14 protein-coding genes and 1 other RNA gene are annotated in these 17,024 nt (G+C 31.0%); 2 read left to right on the plus strand and 13 right to left on the minus strand.

Going from position 1 to position 17,024, the window contains the following annotated elements; genetic code table 11:
* The first annotated feature begins 28 nt into the window (after nucleotides 1-28).
* The gene (locus ABCP60_RS08885) at nucleotides 29-1,330 is read left to right on the plus strand and encodes a conjugated bile salt MFS transporter (RefSeq protein ID WP_271893287.1); all 1,302 of its coding nucleotides are present in this window, start codon (nucleotides 29-31) and stop codon (nucleotides 1,328-1,330) included.
* Between the two features lie 533 nt (nucleotides 1,331-1,863).
* Here ABCP60_RS08885 and ssrA read toward each other — a convergent pair.
* From ssrA to ABCP60_RS08905, 4 genes are all read right to left on the minus strand, one after another.
* Nucleotides 1,864-2,212: a transfer-messenger RNA gene (gene ssrA / locus ABCP60_RS08890) on the minus strand.
* A gap of 150 nt (nucleotides 2,213-2,362) precedes the next feature.
* Nucleotides 2,363-2,818, minus strand: coding sequence for an SsrA-binding protein SmpB (gene smpB, locus ABCP60_RS08895; protein WP_092922583.1), 456 nt, complete (start codon nucleotides 2,816-2,818; stop codon nucleotides 2,363-2,365).
* 133 nt (nucleotides 2,819-2,951) lie between these two features.
* The gene (gene rnr, locus ABCP60_RS08900; protein WP_166504741.1) at nucleotides 2,952-5,123 is read right to left on the minus strand and encodes a ribonuclease R; all 2,172 of its coding nucleotides are present in this window, start codon (nucleotides 5,121-5,123) and stop codon (nucleotides 2,952-2,954) included.
* Nucleotides 5,124-5,482: 359 nt separating this feature from the next.
* Nucleotides 5,483-5,794, minus strand: a complete 312-nt coding sequence (locus ABCP60_RS08905; protein WP_092922577.1) for a DNA-binding protein — start codon at nucleotides 5,792-5,794, stop codon at nucleotides 5,483-5,485.
* 303 nt (nucleotides 5,795-6,097) lie between these two features.
* Here ABCP60_RS08905 and ABCP60_RS08910 point away from each other — a divergent pair, with 303 nt between their 5' ends.
* A complete protein-coding gene (locus ABCP60_RS08910; protein ID WP_343101630.1) occupies nucleotides 6,098-6,454 on the plus strand; it encodes a hypothetical protein in 357 nt (118 codons plus the stop codon).
* Between the two features lie 89 nt (nucleotides 6,455-6,543).
* Here the strand turns inward: ABCP60_RS08910 and secG are convergent, their stop codons facing one another.
* The 9 genes from secG to hslO form a co-directional block, all read right to left on the minus strand.
* Nucleotides 6,544-6,771 (minus strand): preprotein translocase subunit SecG, encoded by a 228-nt coding sequence (gene secG, locus ABCP60_RS08915; protein WP_166504739.1) that lies wholly within the window; start codon nucleotides 6,769-6,771, stop codon nucleotides 6,544-6,546.
* A 233-nt stretch (nucleotides 6,772-7,004) separates the two neighbouring features.
* Nucleotides 7,005-8,297 (minus strand): phosphopyruvate hydratase, encoded by a 1,293-nt coding sequence (gene eno / locus ABCP60_RS08920; protein WP_166504738.1) that lies wholly within the window; start codon nucleotides 8,295-8,297, stop codon nucleotides 7,005-7,007.
* A gap of 179 nt (nucleotides 8,298-8,476) precedes the next feature.
* Nucleotides 8,477-10,006 (minus strand): 2,3-bisphosphoglycerate-independent phosphoglycerate mutase, encoded by a 1,530-nt coding sequence (gene gpmI, locus ABCP60_RS08925; RefSeq protein WP_343101631.1) that lies wholly within the window; start codon nucleotides 10,004-10,006, stop codon nucleotides 8,477-8,479.
* A 12-nt stretch (nucleotides 10,007-10,018) separates the two neighbouring features.
* Nucleotides 10,019-10,762: a triose-phosphate isomerase gene (gene tpiA, locus ABCP60_RS08930; RefSeq protein WP_343101632.1), complete on the minus strand. Its 744-nt coding sequence runs from the start codon at nucleotides 10,760-10,762 to the stop codon at nucleotides 10,019-10,021.
* Nucleotides 10,763-10,926: 164 nt separating this feature from the next.
* Complete coding sequence (locus ABCP60_RS08935) at nucleotides 10,927-12,126, minus strand: phosphoglycerate kinase (RefSeq protein WP_195238023.1); 1,200 nt, start codon at nucleotides 12,124-12,126, stop codon at nucleotides 10,927-10,929.
* A 165-nt stretch (nucleotides 12,127-12,291) separates the two neighbouring features.
* On the minus strand, nucleotides 12,292-13,299 hold the full coding sequence (gene gap, locus ABCP60_RS08940) for a type I glyceraldehyde-3-phosphate dehydrogenase (RefSeq protein ID WP_343101633.1): 1,008 nt from the start codon (nucleotides 13,297-13,299) through the stop codon (nucleotides 12,292-12,294).
* 58 nt (nucleotides 13,300-13,357) lie between these two features.
* Nucleotides 13,358-14,383 (minus strand): sugar-binding domain-containing protein, encoded by a 1,026-nt coding sequence (locus ABCP60_RS08945; RefSeq protein WP_195581477.1) that lies wholly within the window; start codon nucleotides 14,381-14,383, stop codon nucleotides 13,358-13,360.
* A 141-nt stretch (nucleotides 14,384-14,524) separates the two neighbouring features.
* A complete protein-coding gene (rpoN, locus tag ABCP60_RS08950) occupies nucleotides 14,525-15,871 on the minus strand; it encodes an RNA polymerase factor sigma-54 (protein ID WP_343101634.1) in 1,347 nt (448 codons plus the stop codon).
* 269 nt (nucleotides 15,872-16,140) lie between these two features.
* Nucleotides 16,141-17,022, minus strand: coding sequence for an Hsp33 family molecular chaperone HslO (hslO, locus tag ABCP60_RS08955; RefSeq protein ID WP_092922550.1), 882 nt, complete (start codon nucleotides 17,020-17,022; stop codon nucleotides 16,141-16,143).
* Nucleotides 17,023-17,024 lie beyond the last annotated feature (2 nt).

Below are 17,024 nucleotides of genomic sequence, written 5' to 3' on the forward strand. Positions count from 1 at the left end.
AAATATAAAAGTAAAGAAGGTATTCATCATGGAACAAACAAAACAAAAAAGCACATTTTTTTATGGCTGGTTAATAGTTATAGGTTGTATGCTTATCCAAGCAGTTCCATACTCATTAGCAGCTAATATTCAACCTGCATTTACAAGTTATGTAACTTCAGGAGAGGGCTTTACTTATACTCAATTTTCACTAATATTCACAATTGGTACTATAGTGTCTGCATTATGCTCTCCTTTTATCGGAAAATTATATTCCACTCCTAAAGCAAATATAAAATTGCTATATGTACTAGGTATTATTTTAGTAGGTGTTGGATTTGCATCGATGTCTTTAGCTGAAGGAAATATATTCGCTTATTATGCGCTATCTATATTAGTTCAAATAGGTTCAGCTATAATATCAGCTATAGGAGTTCCTACACTTATAAATAGTTGGTTTACAGAAAATAAGGGTATTGCAATGGGTCTTGCATTCTCTGGTGGAGGACTTGGCAATATGATTCTTCAACAATTTGCAGGTAAATGGCTATCTAATCCAGCAATTGGCTATAAAGGTGCTTATTTAAGATTCGGATTATTAGCTATAATAGTAGCATTACCAATAGCATTATTTGTAATGAGATTACCAAAGTCAAAATCTGAATTAGAAATGAATAAATCAAAGAAATCTAAAAAAACTTCTTCACAAAGCTCTAACTGGGGATATACTTTTGCAGAAGTTAGCAAAATAAAATACTTCTGGATTTTCGCAATATCATTTGTATTTGTAGGATTATATGTTGGTGGAATGGCATTACAATTTATACCATACTTACAAATATTAGAACAAGCTAAAGTATTAACTTTAGGATCAGCATTAGTTGCCTCTCTATTTGGACTGTTTTCAATATTTGGAAACCTTTGTGGTGGCGTTCTGTTTGATAAATTTGGTATAACAAAATCTCTTATACTAGCAGAATTATTAGTTATAATTTGTGGTTTATCTTTAATATTTATTGGTAAGATAAATGCACTTGGATTTGTATTTGCAGTTTGTCTAGGCATATCTATGTTTTCATATATAATAGGACCATCTTATATGACTAGTGCTCTATTTGGTAACAAAGAATTTGGTACTATATTAGGTATTGTACAAATATTCTTTGCGGTTGGATTTGGTTCAGGTTCTACAGTATTTGGATTTATAGTTGATAAGTCTGGCTTTACAAATGCATGGATATCTACAATAATCTATGCTGTAATAGCTTATGCAGGATTATTATATTCTACTAGTTCGATAGTAAAAATGAATAAAGATAATAATGTAATTGAAACTAAAAAAATATCATAAACTTTTAAATTATAATTTTCAATGCAAGTACAACAGTTTATATTTATGTTGTATCAAAGACCTCGGCAAGGTTTTATATCCAAGACACTGCGATGTCTATTATTTATTATACTTACAATTACATCAATATCATATTGAGTTATTATGGCAAAGTTAACTTTTTTATAATAAAATTCTCTTAGTAAACCATTTTAATTTACATTAGTGCCTCTTTACTAAAATGCATAATTAAGTCTAATTGAAATATCAAGACCTCGCCTGTCAATTGTACCGACAGGCTTATCTAAAATTTTTATACTTAAATCTGTAGCCATTGGTTTCTAAAATGAATAACCTACTATTTTAGTATGATACTTAAATTCACTTACAATAACTGATTTTAAACCAATCTATCTCATGAATCATTGAACTATTTTAATACTTTATCAGTTTTTATAAAGAATTTGACGTATTTTAAATTCATCATAGATACTTTTTTGAATTATAAAAAAACATATTGACTATTATATCAATATGTTTTTCGTGGATTTCAATGGTGGAGACGAGGGGAGTCGAACCCCTGTCCGCAAGTCCTTTCCTAGTTGCTTCTACGTGTGTAGCCAACTGTACTAGAATCTCGTCTCACATATCGCCCAGTGGCAGGCTATATGCTTGACCAGTCCCAATTAGTCCACTTTCGGTCGAGACACCCCGAGAGTAGTTCCCTGCATAGATGAAGTCCAGGCCTAGCCGGCAGGAGGGCGAGGCGGGACTAGCAGCACTATGCTGCTAAAGCGTAATTATCGTTTGCGTTTATTTTAAGTTCCCCAGTTTTTACGTGACCCAGAGTAACACGACACGCAACCCCAAGTTCCAAACCCACGTCGAAACCTTTACGCCCCCGTGGTATTTTATAGTCCTTGGACTTTACTTTCACAAACCTTGTTTTCACCATTTATATTAAGTTGTGTTGTTGATATATTTAATATAATACTTTTTAAAATAAAAATCAATGTTATCTAATGGAATTTTGAATAGTATTTGTAATCACTATTAATATTTTCCTCTTAGTTCTCTTTCTATATTTCTTTGAGCATCTTTTTTAGCTAAATCTTGACGTTTGTCATATAGCTTTTTACCTTTTGCTAGGGCTAATTCTATCTTAACCTTACCATGTTTAAGGTACATACTTAAAGGTATTAATGAATACCCCTTAACAGTAGTTGCTCCTATAAGCTTTCTTATTTCATGTTTGTGAAGTAATAATTTTCTAACTCTAAGAGGGTCTACATTGAATCTATTTCCTTGTTCGTATGGGCTTATATGAACTTGTTTTAAAAATACTTCACTGTTATCTACAGATGCAAATCCATCAGTTAAGTTTACCTTACCTGCTCTTATAGATTTTACTTCTGTACCTTTTAATTCTATTCCACATTCATATGTTTCTTCTATGAAATATTCATGTCTTGCTTTTCTGTTTGTAGCAAGTGTTTTTGTTCCTGCCATACTCTCACCTCTTACTTAAAAATTCTTCACTAACATTTATTAGTAAAAATATACCATAAGTGCATTAAATAGTCAATACCACCCCCTCTGTCGGTATCTCCGACGGAGGGTAGTATTTCGACTATTATATTATCTATTCTTCAATAGATTCTTCAGATTCTATTTCATTTTCATCTTCTAATTTGTATAGTATTTCAAAGTCTATTTCTCTTAAATCTACATTTACATTAGCAACCTTTATTCTAACTGGGTCACCTATTTTGTAAGTCTTTTTAGTTCTTTCTCCTATTATAGTATATGTCATATCGTCATAAATATAATAGTCATCTCCCATATTTGCTAATCGACTTAATCCCTCTACTGTATTTGGAAGTTCTATGAACATACCAAATGATGTTACACTTGATACAATACCATTGTATTCTTCTCCTACTTTGTCTTCCATATATACAGCTTTGTAGTAATCTTTTACATCTCTTTCAGCAAGTTCTGCTGCTCTTTCTCTTTCTGATGATTGAGTTGATGCATATTCTACTGTATGAGCTAGTTGTTCTTGTCTTTTGTTGTTTATTTTATTATTTATATGTTCCTTCATTATTCTGTGTATTTGAAGGTCTGGATATCTTCTTATTGGAGAAGTAAAGTGACTGTAGTACTGTGCTGCTAGACCAAAGTGTCCACTACATTCTGGTGAATATCTAGCTTGTTTTAGTGAACGTAGCATTATTGTACTTATTGCTTCTTCTTCTCTTGTTCCTTTTATTTTTTCTATTATTGATTGTAATGCTTTTGGATGTACTTCTTCTAAGTCTCCTTTTATAGTATACCCAAATGTAGATATAAATCTACTTAAGTCTTGCATTTTATCTGCTGATGGAGTTTCATGTATTCTATAAACAAATGGCATGTTTAACCAGAAGTAATGCTCTGCTACTGTTTCATTTGTTATAAGCATGAATTCTTCTATTATTTTGTTTGATATTCTTCTTTCGTAGTGTTTTATATCAGCTACTTTTCCTTCTGGTGTTAATATTATTTTAGCTTCTGGGAAGTCAAAGTCTATTGCTCCCCTTTGCTTTCTTCTATTCATTAGTATTTTAGCTAATATTTCAGCATTTTTAAATTCTTCTACTACGTGAGCGAATTTTTCTTTTAACTCTGCATCATCTTTTTCTAATATGTCTGATACTTCTGTATAAGTCATTCTAGCTTTTGAGTTTATTATTGTTTCTTTTATATCGTACTTTTTAACATTACCTTTTCTATCTATTTCCATAAATACTGATAATGTAAGCTTATCTTCATTTGGATTTAAACTACATACTCCATTTGAAAGAGTTTTAGGTAGCATTGGTATTACTGTATCCACTAAGTATACTGAAGTTGCTCTTTTTAATGCTTCTTTGTCTAGTTTGCTTTTTTCATGTACATAGTGAGTAACGTCTGCTATATGTACTCCTAGGCTAAAGTTTCCATTTGGAAGTACTTCTATAGATATAGCGTCGTCTAAGTCTTTTGCGTCTTCACCATCTATTGTGAATATGTTCATATCTCTTATATCTAATCTTCTTCTTATTTCTTCTTGTGTTATTGGCTGTGCTACACTTTCAGCTTCTTGTAATACTTTTTTAGGGAATTCCTCTGGTAATCCATGTGCTCTTATTATTGATAGTATTTCTACTTCTTTAGTTCCTTTTGGTCCTAATACTTCTACTATCTTACCTTCTGGCTTTCTTCCTTCTTGTGGCCATATAGTTATTTGACAAACTACTTTATCTCCAGCCTTTGCACCACTAAAGTATTTTTTAGGTATATATATATCTTGGTTAAATTTCTTTTCATCTGGGATTACAAATCCAAAGCTTTTACTTGGCTGGAATAATCCTACTACTTTTGTTATTTCTCTTTCAAGTATTTTTATTACAGCACCTTCTGCTCTTCTTTCATCTGTTGCTGGTTTTATTATTTCAGCTACTACTCTATCGTTATGCATAGCACTATTTGTTTCACTTGCTGGTATGAATAAGTCTTGAGTGTATTCTTCATCAGATTCTACAAATCCAAATCCTTTTCTATGAGCTACGAATTTTCCTACAAAGTATCCCATTGATTTTGGAGATGTTATTTTTCCCTTTTTAGTTTTACATATATATCCGTCTTCTTCTAATTCTTCTAAAAAATTATAAAACATTGGCATTTCAGTTGGGTGTATTTCAAATATTAATGCTAATTCTTCTTTTTTTAGAGGATTGTATGCTTTGTCATTTATTAAGCCTAATAAACGTTCTTTAAGTCCTGGTAACATTTGTGCTTCCTCCTAAATTTATTTTTAAATTTGTTATTACTTAGTTTGTGTATTTACATACTTTATTAGTATTATAATTTTATTTATTTTTTACTACTTATATTTAAAATATATACTTTTTTAGTAAATATAATACTTATAAAAAATTTTATGTTAAAGAAAACTATTCTTATTAGTCTATTGTATATAAAAAAGCAATTTATTCCAATACAATAGCCATATTTTGTAATTTATATTTTATTTTTATATGAGTTTATATATTTATTCATGTAATTATAGGTATTTTCATATTAAAAAGCTCATGTTTATATATTTTTATAACGCATGAGCTTTATATTATATAATTTATATTTTTTTTATTAATCATAAAGTCCATTTAATACTCTACTTACTGTTGCTTTGCTCCATTTTGTTCTCTTTGATATTTCACTATAGCTTAGCTTACAAACTCTTAAGTCTTTTATAAGTTGTATATCTCTATCTGAAATTTGTTTATCTCTTGGTTTTAGAGTATTTTTACTGTCTCTTAATCTTAAGATCTCTGATTTTAATCTTTCTATTTCTACGTCTTTTAATTGTAGTTTGTACTCATAATTATCTCTCATATCATTGAATTCTAATATATAGTTTCTTTTCCATTCATCATCTTGCTTCATCTTAAACACAGCCATAGTTATACCTCCTTGTTTCCATTGTTTTGTAACATCTTTAATCATTTATTTCTTTATGTAACCTAAAAAATCCTTGTTAAATTCAAGATAAGAGTGTATAAAATTCTTGTATTTTTCAACACTTTCAACTAGTAAATTTCAATATATTCTTAGATATTAGTACTTTAAGGTTATACTTTTTGTTTTGATATCATAAATTGTTTTATTTTACTTTATTTTTTTTAGATAACTATGGGTTATTAGGTAGATTTCTTGATTTGCAAGTGCTACTATTTAGTTAATTAGTTTATAGGGAGTGTTTTTATGAGTAAGTTTTGGGATAAATTTTCTTTTTATAATCGTCTTACTTTCAAACCTATCATTATTTGGTCTGTCCTTTTTTTTATAATTGGATTAATTTTTGAGTTTTATGAGTTTCCTAATCAAAATTTTTGTTTTTTAGTTATTACCATCGTTTCAATTACTATGCTTTTTGTGTCTGTTTATAATAAAATTAAGCATATTCCTTATGTATGTAAAAATTGTAGTCATAAGTTTTATATTAAGTTTCATCAGATGTTTGCTATAAATTCTGGTCTTCAATCTAGATTAAAGTGTCCTTTTTGTAATCGTGTTACTTGGGCTGATATTTATATAGAAGAAATTGATGAAAAAAATTAAAGACAACTACTAGTTGTAGCTGCCTCTTTAAAAATTAAATTTAATTTTTAAATCTTAATTTTTATTAAATAATGGCCAATTATTTAATATTATTTTACTAAAAGCATTGCTATTGCATTTATAAAGAATAGTACCCCTGCTACCTTAGTTGTTCTTGCTAAGAATGCTTCTTTTCCTTTCGGCTTGAAGTAACTTTGGTTACCTTCTCCACCAAATTGTGAAGGAACTGCACTTTTTGTATCTTGTGGCATTATGCTTACTACAAGAATTATAGATAGTACTACTTGTACTCCCATTAATATCATACCTAAATCCATCTATATTCCCTCCTTTCCTTCATTAATTGTAGGTTTGTCTTACACTTTAATATATCATATAACCCTAGTGTATTCAAGGTATACAGTATAGTTTGATGTTTTCTGTAATTGTTTTATATTGTATCTTTTCTTTTGTAACACTATGTTGCAATCCATAAAATATTAATAAATTTTATTATATGTAAAAAAGGGGCTTAGATAATCTAAACCCCTTTTATATTACTTTTATTTAATTATTTTTTTAAGTTGTAGAAAGATTTTAATCCACAGTATCTAGCTTGCTCACCAACTGTTTCTTCTATTCTTAATAATTGGTTGTATTTAGCTACTCTATCAGTTCTTGATGGAGCACCAGTTTTTATTTGCCCAGCATTTACTGCTACTGCTAAGTCAGCTATAGTAGTATCTTCAGTTTCTCCTGATCTATGAGATATAACTGCAGTGTATCCAGCTCTCTTAGCCATTTCTATAGCATCTAAAGTTTCAGTTATTGTTCCTATTTGGTTAACTTTAACTAATATAGAGTTAGCTACACCAGCTTCTATTCCTCTTTCTAATCTTTCAGTATTAGTTACGAATAAATCGTCTCCAACTAATTGTAATTTGTTTCCTAATCTATCAGTTAATAACTTCCATCCATCCCAATCTTCTTCATCTAATCCATCTTCTATAGTTATTATTGGGAAGTTGTTAGCCCAATCTTCATATAAATTAACCATTTCTTCAGCAGTTAATTCTCTACCTTCTCCAGCTAAAACATATTTTTTAGTTTCTTTGTTGTACATTTCTGTAGCAGCAACGTCAAGACCTAATCTTACGTCATCTCCTGGCTTGTATCCAGCTTTTTCTATAGCTTCAACTATTAATTCTAAAGCTTCTCTGTTTGATCCTAAGTTTGGAGCGAATCCACCTTCGTCACCTACACCACAAGCTAATCCTCTTTCTCCTAAAACTTTCTTTAATGAATGGAATACTTCTGCACCCATTCTTAATCCTTCTTTGAATGTTTTAGCTCCAACTGGTAATATCATGAACTCTTGTACGTCAACGTTATTATCAGCATGTTCTCCACCATTTAATATGTTCATCATTGGCACTGGTAATTGCTTAGCATTTACTCCACCTATGTATTGGAATAATGGTAATCCTACTTCATCAGCAGCAGCTCTAGCTACAGCCATAGAAACACCTAATATTGCGTTAGCTCCTAACTTACCTTTGTTTGGAGTTCCATCTAATTCTATCATTAATGCATCTATTCCTGGTTGGTCAAATGCATCCATTCCTTCTAATTCAGGAGCTATTATTTCATTTACATTAGCAACAGCTTTTTCAGTACCTTTTCCTAAGTATCTTGACTTGTCGCCATCTCTTAACTCAACAGCTTCAAAAGCTCCTGTTGATGCTCCTGATGGAACTATTGCTCTACCTTGAGCTCCACTTTCTAAAGCTACTTCAACCTCTACAGTTGGATTTCCTCTTGAGTCTAATACTTCTCTAGCATATACTAATTCTATAACTGACATGTTTGTATCTCCCTTCGATTTTAAATGGTTTATTTGCTACTTTTAATGTCTAAATTTTAAAAATTAAGTAAACTACTTAATATTATACCTATTTTTAAGAATATAATATCTTATATTTAATAAAAAAATTCTTTGATGGGGTTTTATATTTTATTATTTTATAGTTTTAATTTTAAAATTTATTTTATTATTAAAGATTCACCAGTCATTTGTTCTGGTTTATCTAAATTCATCATTTCTAATATTGTAGGTGCTATATCACATAATCTTCCGCCTTCTCTTAGGCTTAATGATTTATCTTTTTCTCCTACTAATATAAATGGTACTGGATTTGTAGAGTGTGCTGTTATAGTAGATTTAGTTTCTGGGTCTTGCATAAGTTCTACATTACCATGGTCAGCAGTTATTATAGCCTCTCCACCTTTAGAAAGTATCTTTTCTACTACCTTTCCTACACATTCATCTACAGTTTCAACAGCTTTTATTGCTGCTTTTATTACACCTGTATGTCCTACCATATCAGGATTTGCGAAATTTACAACTATAAAGTCGTATTTGTCTTCATCTATTTTAGCAAGTAACTTATCTGTTACTTCATAAGCACTCATCTCTGGTTGTAAATCATAAGTTGCAACCTTTGGCGATGGTACTAGTTCTCTATCTTCACCTTCATTAGGTTCTTCAACTCCACCATTGAAGAAGAATGTAACGTGAGCGTATTTTTCAGTTTCTGCTGTTCTTAATTGCTTTTTACCGTTTTTCGCTAAATATTCCCCTAATGTATTTTCAAGGCTTTGAGGTTTAAATGCTACATGTACATTTTTTATAGTTATGTCATATGTAGTTAAACATGTAAAGTATGTTTTCATGTTTGGTCTCTCAAATCCTGTAAAATCTGTATCTACTATTGCTCTAGTTATCTCCCTAGCTCTATCTGGTCTAAAGTTACCAAATACTATTGAATCCCCTTCTTTTATAAGACCTACTGGGTGTCCATTTTCTACTATAACTGTTGGAAGAACGAATTCATCATTCTTATCTTCTGCATAAGAGTTTTCTACAGCTTCTTTTGCACTAGATGCAGTTAATCCTTTTCCATTAACCATTGTATCATATGCAAGCTTAATTCTATCCCATCTCTTATCTCTGTCCATAGCATAGTATCTTCCAGAAACTGAAGCAAATTTACCTACTCCAAGTTCTTTCATGTAGTCTTCTACATCTTGTATATATTTTAATGCGCTTTTAGGATCTGTATCTCTACCATCTGTGAATGCATGTACATATACATTTTCAACACCATTTTCTTTGGCCATCTTTAAAATGCCTTTTAAATGGTCTATATGTGAATGTACTCCACCATCAGATACTAATCCCATTAAATGAAGTGCGCTAGTCTTAGCATTTTTCATAGTTTCTAGTAAGACTTCGTTTTTGAATAAATCTCCATCTTCTATTGCCTTACTAACTCTAGTTAAGTCTTGATATACTATTCTTCCTGCCCCAATGTTAGTGTGTCCTACTTCTGAGTTACCCATTTGTCCATTTGGAAGACCTACATCAAGTCCACTAGCACTTATTAAAGTGTGCGGATATTCTTTTATTAAGTTGTCTAGATTAGGAGTATTTGCATTTAGTACAGCGTTTCCGTCTACTATTTTGCTTTCTCCAAAACCATCCATTATTATTAATGCTATAGGCTTTTTCATAGTTTCCTCTCCTTAGTAGTTAACAAGTTGAGTGTAGTCACTTGCTTCTAAGCTAGCTCCACCAACTAATGCTCCATCTATATCACTTTGACCCATTATTTCAGCTACGTTAGCAGGCTTAACACTTCCACCGTATTGAATTCTAACTTCGTTAGCTAGGTCTCCGTATATATCTTTTACAACTTCTCTTATGTATTTTATTACATCATTAGCATCTTCACTAGTTGCAGTCTTTCCAGTTCCTATAGCCCATATTGGCTCATATGCTATAACAACCTTAGCTAAATCTTCTTTAGCTACTTTTTCTAAAGCTTTTTCAACTTGAACTTTACAAACTGCTTTAGTTTCTCCAGCTTCTCTTTCTTCTAAAGTTTCACCAACACATAATATTGGGTCTATAGCAACTTCTAGAGCTTTTAAAACTTTTTTATTTACTGTTTCATTAGTTTCGTTGAAGTATTGTCTTCTTTCTGAGTGTCCTATTACAACATAGTCTATATCTAATTCTTTTAACATAAGTGGTGATACTTCTCCAGTGAATGCCCCTTTTTCTTCAAAATGCATGTTTTGAGCACCTATCTTTATGTTAGTTCCTTTAGTTGCTTCTTTTAAGTCTTTTAATAAAGTGAAAGGTGCACATATTACAGCTTCTACCTTATCATTATTTACTTTATCTTTAACTTCATTCACAAAAGCTATACCTTCTGCTATAGTTTTGTGCATTTTCCAGTTTCCTGCTATTATAGGCTTTCTCATTTTTTACTCCTCCACCTTTGATTAAATCCAAGAGAAACCTTATTTAAGATTTCTCTAGATTTAATAAATATTTATTAAGGTAGTTCTACCTATTAAGGTAAAACTAAACTGTGGTCATATATATAAATGTTTGACAAATAAATGCCTTACGATAATTTTCAAATTTATTTGTTATCTAAAGCTACTATACCTGGTAATTCTTTACCTTCTAAGAATTCTAAAGAAGCTCCTCCACCTGTTGATACGTGAGTCATCTTATCTCCAAATCCTAATTGGTTAACTGCAGCAGCACTATCTCCACCACCTATTACAGTAGTAGCATCAGTTAAATCTGCCATAGCTTTAGCAACAGCTAATGTACCTTTGTTGAAGTTTTCAAATTCAAATACTCCCATTGGTCCATTCCATACTATTGTTTTAGAGTTTTTAACTGTATTTACATATAACTCTATTGTTTTAGGTCCTATATCTAGTCCCATGAATCCTGCTGGTATATTTGCATCTTCAGTTATAACTGGTTCAACATCAGCAAATTTATCAGCAACAGCGTTGTCTATTGGTAATAATAACTTAACTCCTTTTTCTTCTGCTTTTTTCATCATTTCTCTAGCGTAATCTACTTTTTCTTCTTCTACTAGAGAAGTTCCTATTTCATATCCTTGTGCTTTTAAGAATGTATAAGCCATTCCTCCACCTATTATTAGATTGTCTACTTTTTCTAATAATTGTTCTATAACAGCTATCTTATCAGATACTTTAGCTCCTCCAAGTATAGCAGTAAAAGGTCTTACTGGTGTTTCAACAGCTTCTCCTAAGAACTTTAATTCCTTTTGAATTAAGTATCCGCAAGCTCTTTCTTGTAAGAACTCGCCAGCTCCTACTGTTGAACAGTGTGCTCTATGAGCAGTTCCGAATGCATCGTTTACAAATATTTCAGCAAGTGATGCTAATTCTTTTGAGAAGTTTTCTTCGTTTTTAGTTTCTTCTTTTCTATATCTAGTGTTTTGTAGTAATACTACATCACCATTTTCCATCTTTTCTACAGCTGCCTTTGCATTTTCTCCTACAACGTTGTCATCAGCTGCAAATACAACTTCTTTACCTAACATTTCTGATAATCTAGTAGCTACTGGTGCTAAAGATAATTCTGGCTTAGCTTCTCCTTTTGGTTTTCCTAAGTGAGAACATAATATAACTTTTGCTCCATTTTCTATTAAGTACTTTATTGTTGGTAAAGCTCCGTTTAATCTGTTTTCATCTGTTATAACGCCATCTTTTAGAGGCACATTGAAATCACATCTTACTAAAACTTTTTTTCCACATACATTTATATCTTCTATAGTCTTTTTATTAAGCATTGACATATTTATCTCTCTCCTTTAAATCAAGCTAACCCATTGTTAAAATGAATAATCTTTCTATAACACCGAATTTAGCATACCTTATTTTTAGTTGTTATTTGTTGTAAGTCTCTTTTAAAAAAGTCCTAAGCCTGTAGTTTAAACTACAAGCCTGGACTCTATATTAAATTACTTAGCTAAACCAGCAAAGTATCCTAATGTTCTTATTAATTGAGCAGTGTAAGACATTTCATTGTCATACCAAGAAGTAACTTTAACTAATTGTTGTCCGTCTACTTCCATAACTCTTGTTTGAGTTGCATCAAATAATGAACCAAAGTCTATTCCTATTATATCTGAAGATACTAATAGCTCTTCAGTATATCCAAATGATTCATTTGAAGCAGCTTTCATAGTAGCGTTTATTTCTTCTACTGTAACTTTTTTATCTAATGTACAAACTAATTCAGTTAAAGAACCAGTTATAACTGGAACTCTTTGAGCTCCTCCGTCTAATTTACCTTTTAATTCTGGTATAACTAAACCTATAGCTTTTGCAGCACCTGTAGTGTTAGGAACTATACTTGCAGCAGCAGCTCTAGCTCTTCTTAAGTCTCCCTTAGCATGAGGACCATCTAATGTATTTTGGTCATTAGTGTATGCATGTATTGTAGTCATGAATCCTTTTTGTAATCCAAATGCATCATTTAATGCTTTAGCCATTGGTGCTAAGCAGTTAGTTGTACAAGATGCCCCTGATATAACAGTCTCTGTTCCATCTAATACATCATGGTTAACATTGAATACTACAGTTTTTAAGTCTCCTGTAGCTGGTGCAGATATAACAACTTTTTTAGCTCCAGCTTCTAAATGAAGTCCAGCCTTCTCTTGAGAAGTAAAGAATCCAGTACATTCTAATACTATATCAACTCCAAGCTCAGCCCATGGTAAATCAGCTGGGTTTCTTTCAGCAGTAACTTTTATTTCATGTCCATTAACTACGAAAGCACCTTCTTTAACTTCTATTTCACCATTGAATCTTCCTTGTGCAGAGTCATACTTGAATAAGTGAGCTAATGTTTTAGCATCTGTTAAGTCGTTTATAGCAACAACTTCAAACTTATCTGTTTGCTCCATTAATTTTCTTAAAGCTAATCTTCCTATTCTACCAAATCCGTTTATAGCAACTTTAACCATAATGCTACCTCCTAAATTGTGTATAAAATATATTTTTACTAGCAATGCTAGTTATAAACTATTGTAATAACTCTAATATTCTATTTGCACTTTCTTCATCTGTTACTAGTGATATGTTTTTATTGATATTTGTCATAGCTATAAAAGACTCTGCTTTTTGAGTTCCAGCAAATATAGCTATGTTCTCTTTAGTTTTTTTGAAAGTATCTAGATGTATCCCTACAGTATTTAGCTTGCATACTATTTCACCATCTTTATTGAAATAGTGTCCAAATGCTTCCCCTATTGCATCTTTATCAATAAGTTCTTGTATTCTTTCTTCTGGAAGCCTTCTTTTTTTGGCCATCTCCAGTGCAATTCCGATTCCAAACACTAATACATCAGTTTTTTCAATCATATCTAAAGTCTTTTTTATTTGAGGCTCTTGTGTAAGTGTTTTCATAGCCTCTGTACCTAGTTCATCAGGTATATGTAATAATTTGTAGTTTGCTCCTAATTTCTTACTTGTTGTCGCTACTATGTTGTTAGATTGACTCACTACATCTTTTCCCATACTACCTCTTGCAGGTACTACAGTTGTATTTTCGTATTTTTTGTCAGTCTTTATAGCATTTGAAAACTCTAACATAGTACTTCCACCTGTTATAGAAACTACATCTCCATCTTTTAAGATACTTAAGAAATACTCTGATCCTAGTTTTGCTATATCTTTTATTAAGCTAGGATTTTGATCATAGCTACCAGGTACTAGTAAAACTTTCTTTATTCCAAGCTTTTCTTTTACCTTTTCTTGTAGCGTTGATAATCCCATGATATCGTTCATTATATCTTTAAGCTCTTCTAAAAGATCCATACCTTCTTGAGTCATGGTCATTCCAGATACTGCTACCTCTATAAGACCTTGTTCTTTTAGAAACTCAGTTTCTGATCTTACGACCCTCTCACTTATTCCTAAAACATTTGATAAGGTTCTCCTACCTATTGGTTCACTCAAGGATATCTGTCTTAAAATAGAGTATCTTTTCTCCATTAGCTCTATAACTTGTGGAATTAGTTTTTGTTGAATTTTTATTAAGTTATTCATATTGTCTCCTTCATCAACGTCCACCGAGGGACTTTTTATGTCCCCGTGTATTTTTTTAGTCCCACAAGATAATTTTATTGTAAATGAAATGTAAATATATTTCAATAGTTTTTGAGATATTTTTATTTTTATTTTCTAATACTAGTATTGTTTTCTCTTACTTGAAGATGGTATTTTAAGCTCTTCTCTATATTTAGCAATCGTTCTCCTAGCTATATTAATCCCTTCTTCTTTTAACATACTTGCTATCTTGTCGTCACTTAATGGCTTTTTCTTATTTTCCGCTTTTATTTTATCCTGTATCATTTTTTTTATGCTTAAGCTAGATGTACCCTCATCTTTATTAGATTCTATAGCGCTACTAAAAAAATATCTAAATTCAAATATTCCAAAAGTTGTTAGCATATACTTTCCATTTACACCTCTACTTATTGTAGATTCATGAAAACCTAATCTATCAGCAATATCTTTCATCCTCATAGGCTTTATATACCTGACTCCATTTTCAAAAAACTCTCGTTGAGACTTTACAATTTCTTTTGCTATTTTCATAATTGTACTATTTCTACTTTCTATGCTCTTAATTAGCATTGTCGCTGAATTTAATTTTTCCTTTATAAACGACTTTGCACTATTATCTGAGCTTGCATTTTTTAGTATTTCTTTATAAAAATTATTTATGTTTAATTGATAGTTATCGTTAGTATTTCTATATACTATAAACTCCCCATCTAATTTTTCGACTATTACATCTGGATGTATATACATACTACTTTCTTTACTAACAGATATACCTGGCTTTGGATTTAGACTTTTAACTATTTCCATCATATCTGCACACTGTTGCAGAGATATTTTGTATTTTTTACTAATATCCCTATATTTATTATTTCCTATCAATTCTAAGTCATTTAATATAATTTTTTCTAATATTTCATTGTCTATACCTAAATTTCTTATTTGTATAATTAAGCATTCTGATATGTTTCTTGCTCCTACACCATTTGGTTCTAATTGTTGTATATTTAATAAGCAGCTTTCAAATAACTCTTTATCTATATTTAATTCACTTATTATTTCTTCTTCATTTACTCTTAAATATCCATCTTCATCTAGACTGTCGATAATATAGTCACAAACTTCCATTTCTTTTTTACTTAGCTTATATAAACTTATATGAAAATGTAAGTCTTCATATAAGCTTGATGAATACTTTACCATATTTTCAAAGCTAACTTCATTATCCCTGTTGTAGCTAACCTCATTTTTATCATATAAGTTGGACTTTTCAATATTTTTAATATATGCTTCCCAATCTATTTCTGTAGTTTTTTCTGCATCTATTAAAGGATTTTCTTCACATTCTCTTTTTATTTCTTCGTCTAGCTCTAACTTACTCATATTTAGTATAGCTAATGATTGCTTTAACTGAGTCGTCATTACTAGGCTTTGAGATTGAGTTAGTTCCAGTCCTTGGTTAAAGTTCATTACCTATTTCACCCCATTGTTATATGTAATTTTTTATAATAAAAATTCGCTTTGCTTGAGCCATGTATGGGCGAACTATTTCATATTGCCAACGACTTCGTCCGCTGCTCAAAAATTCTTTTTTACTTTTTTCAAATATATTAATATAACCTTAATTTATAGATTATCCACGATTTCCAAGGCGATAAATTCCCTTAGTAAGTAAAAAAGCTCTTTTGCATAAGTATATTTTATCATTTAATAAGGTACTTAGCAAAAGAGCTTATTTTTTAGTTTTCTAAGCTATTTAATAGTTCTATTAATTCTTCTTCATTAAAATTATATTTTGAGTTACAGAATTGACATCCTATTTCAGCTTTTTTATCTTCTTCTATTATTTCTTGAAGTTGTCTCTTTCCTATAGAAACTAGCGCTTCTCCAACTTTTTCTTTTGAACATTCACATTCAAATCCAACTTCTATTTTATCTAATATTCTTGGGTTTAGTCCTTCTAATACTATACTTAATATATCTTCTGGAGTTTTTCCTTCTAACATCATATTTGTTATTGAGTCTAACTTAGATATATTTTGCTCTAGTTGAGATATTGTCTCTTCTGTTGCATCTGGCATAAGCTGAACAACAAATCCTCCTGCATGTTCTACTTCATACTCTGTTGTAAGAACACCTAATGATACTACAGATGGTGTTTGCTCTGATAATGCAAAATAATGTGTGAAGTCTTCTGCTATTTCACCGCTTACAAGTGGGTATGCTCCATTGTAAGGCTCTCTAAGACCTAAGTCCTTTATAACCTTAACTACTCCATCAGTTCCTACTGCTGCAGCCACGTTAAGCTTTCCATTTTCATAATCTGGTACTTCTACTTGTGGATTTTGAACATATCCTTTTACCATTCCTGTAGAATCAGATGTTGTAAGTATAGTTCCTATTGGACCTCCACCTTTTATTATAACAGTAACCTTGTCACCTTTATTTTTCATCATTAACCCCATTATTGATGTTGCTGTTAATGTTCTCCCTAAAGCCGCTGTTGCAACCTTTGTTGTACCATGTACTTCTCTTGCTTTTTCTACAAGGTTAGTAGTAGTTGCTACGAAAGCTCTAACTTGACCTTCTCCTGCAGTTGCTCTTATTACATAATCCTTCATAA

Origin of the sequence: Romboutsia sp. MSSM.1001216sp_RTP31141st1_G3_RTP31141_220114, from assembly GCF_039031195.1 — a bacterium.
Classification (GTDB): domain Bacteria; phylum Bacillota; class Clostridia; order Peptostreptococcales; family Peptostreptococcaceae; genus Romboutsia_C; species Romboutsia_C hominis.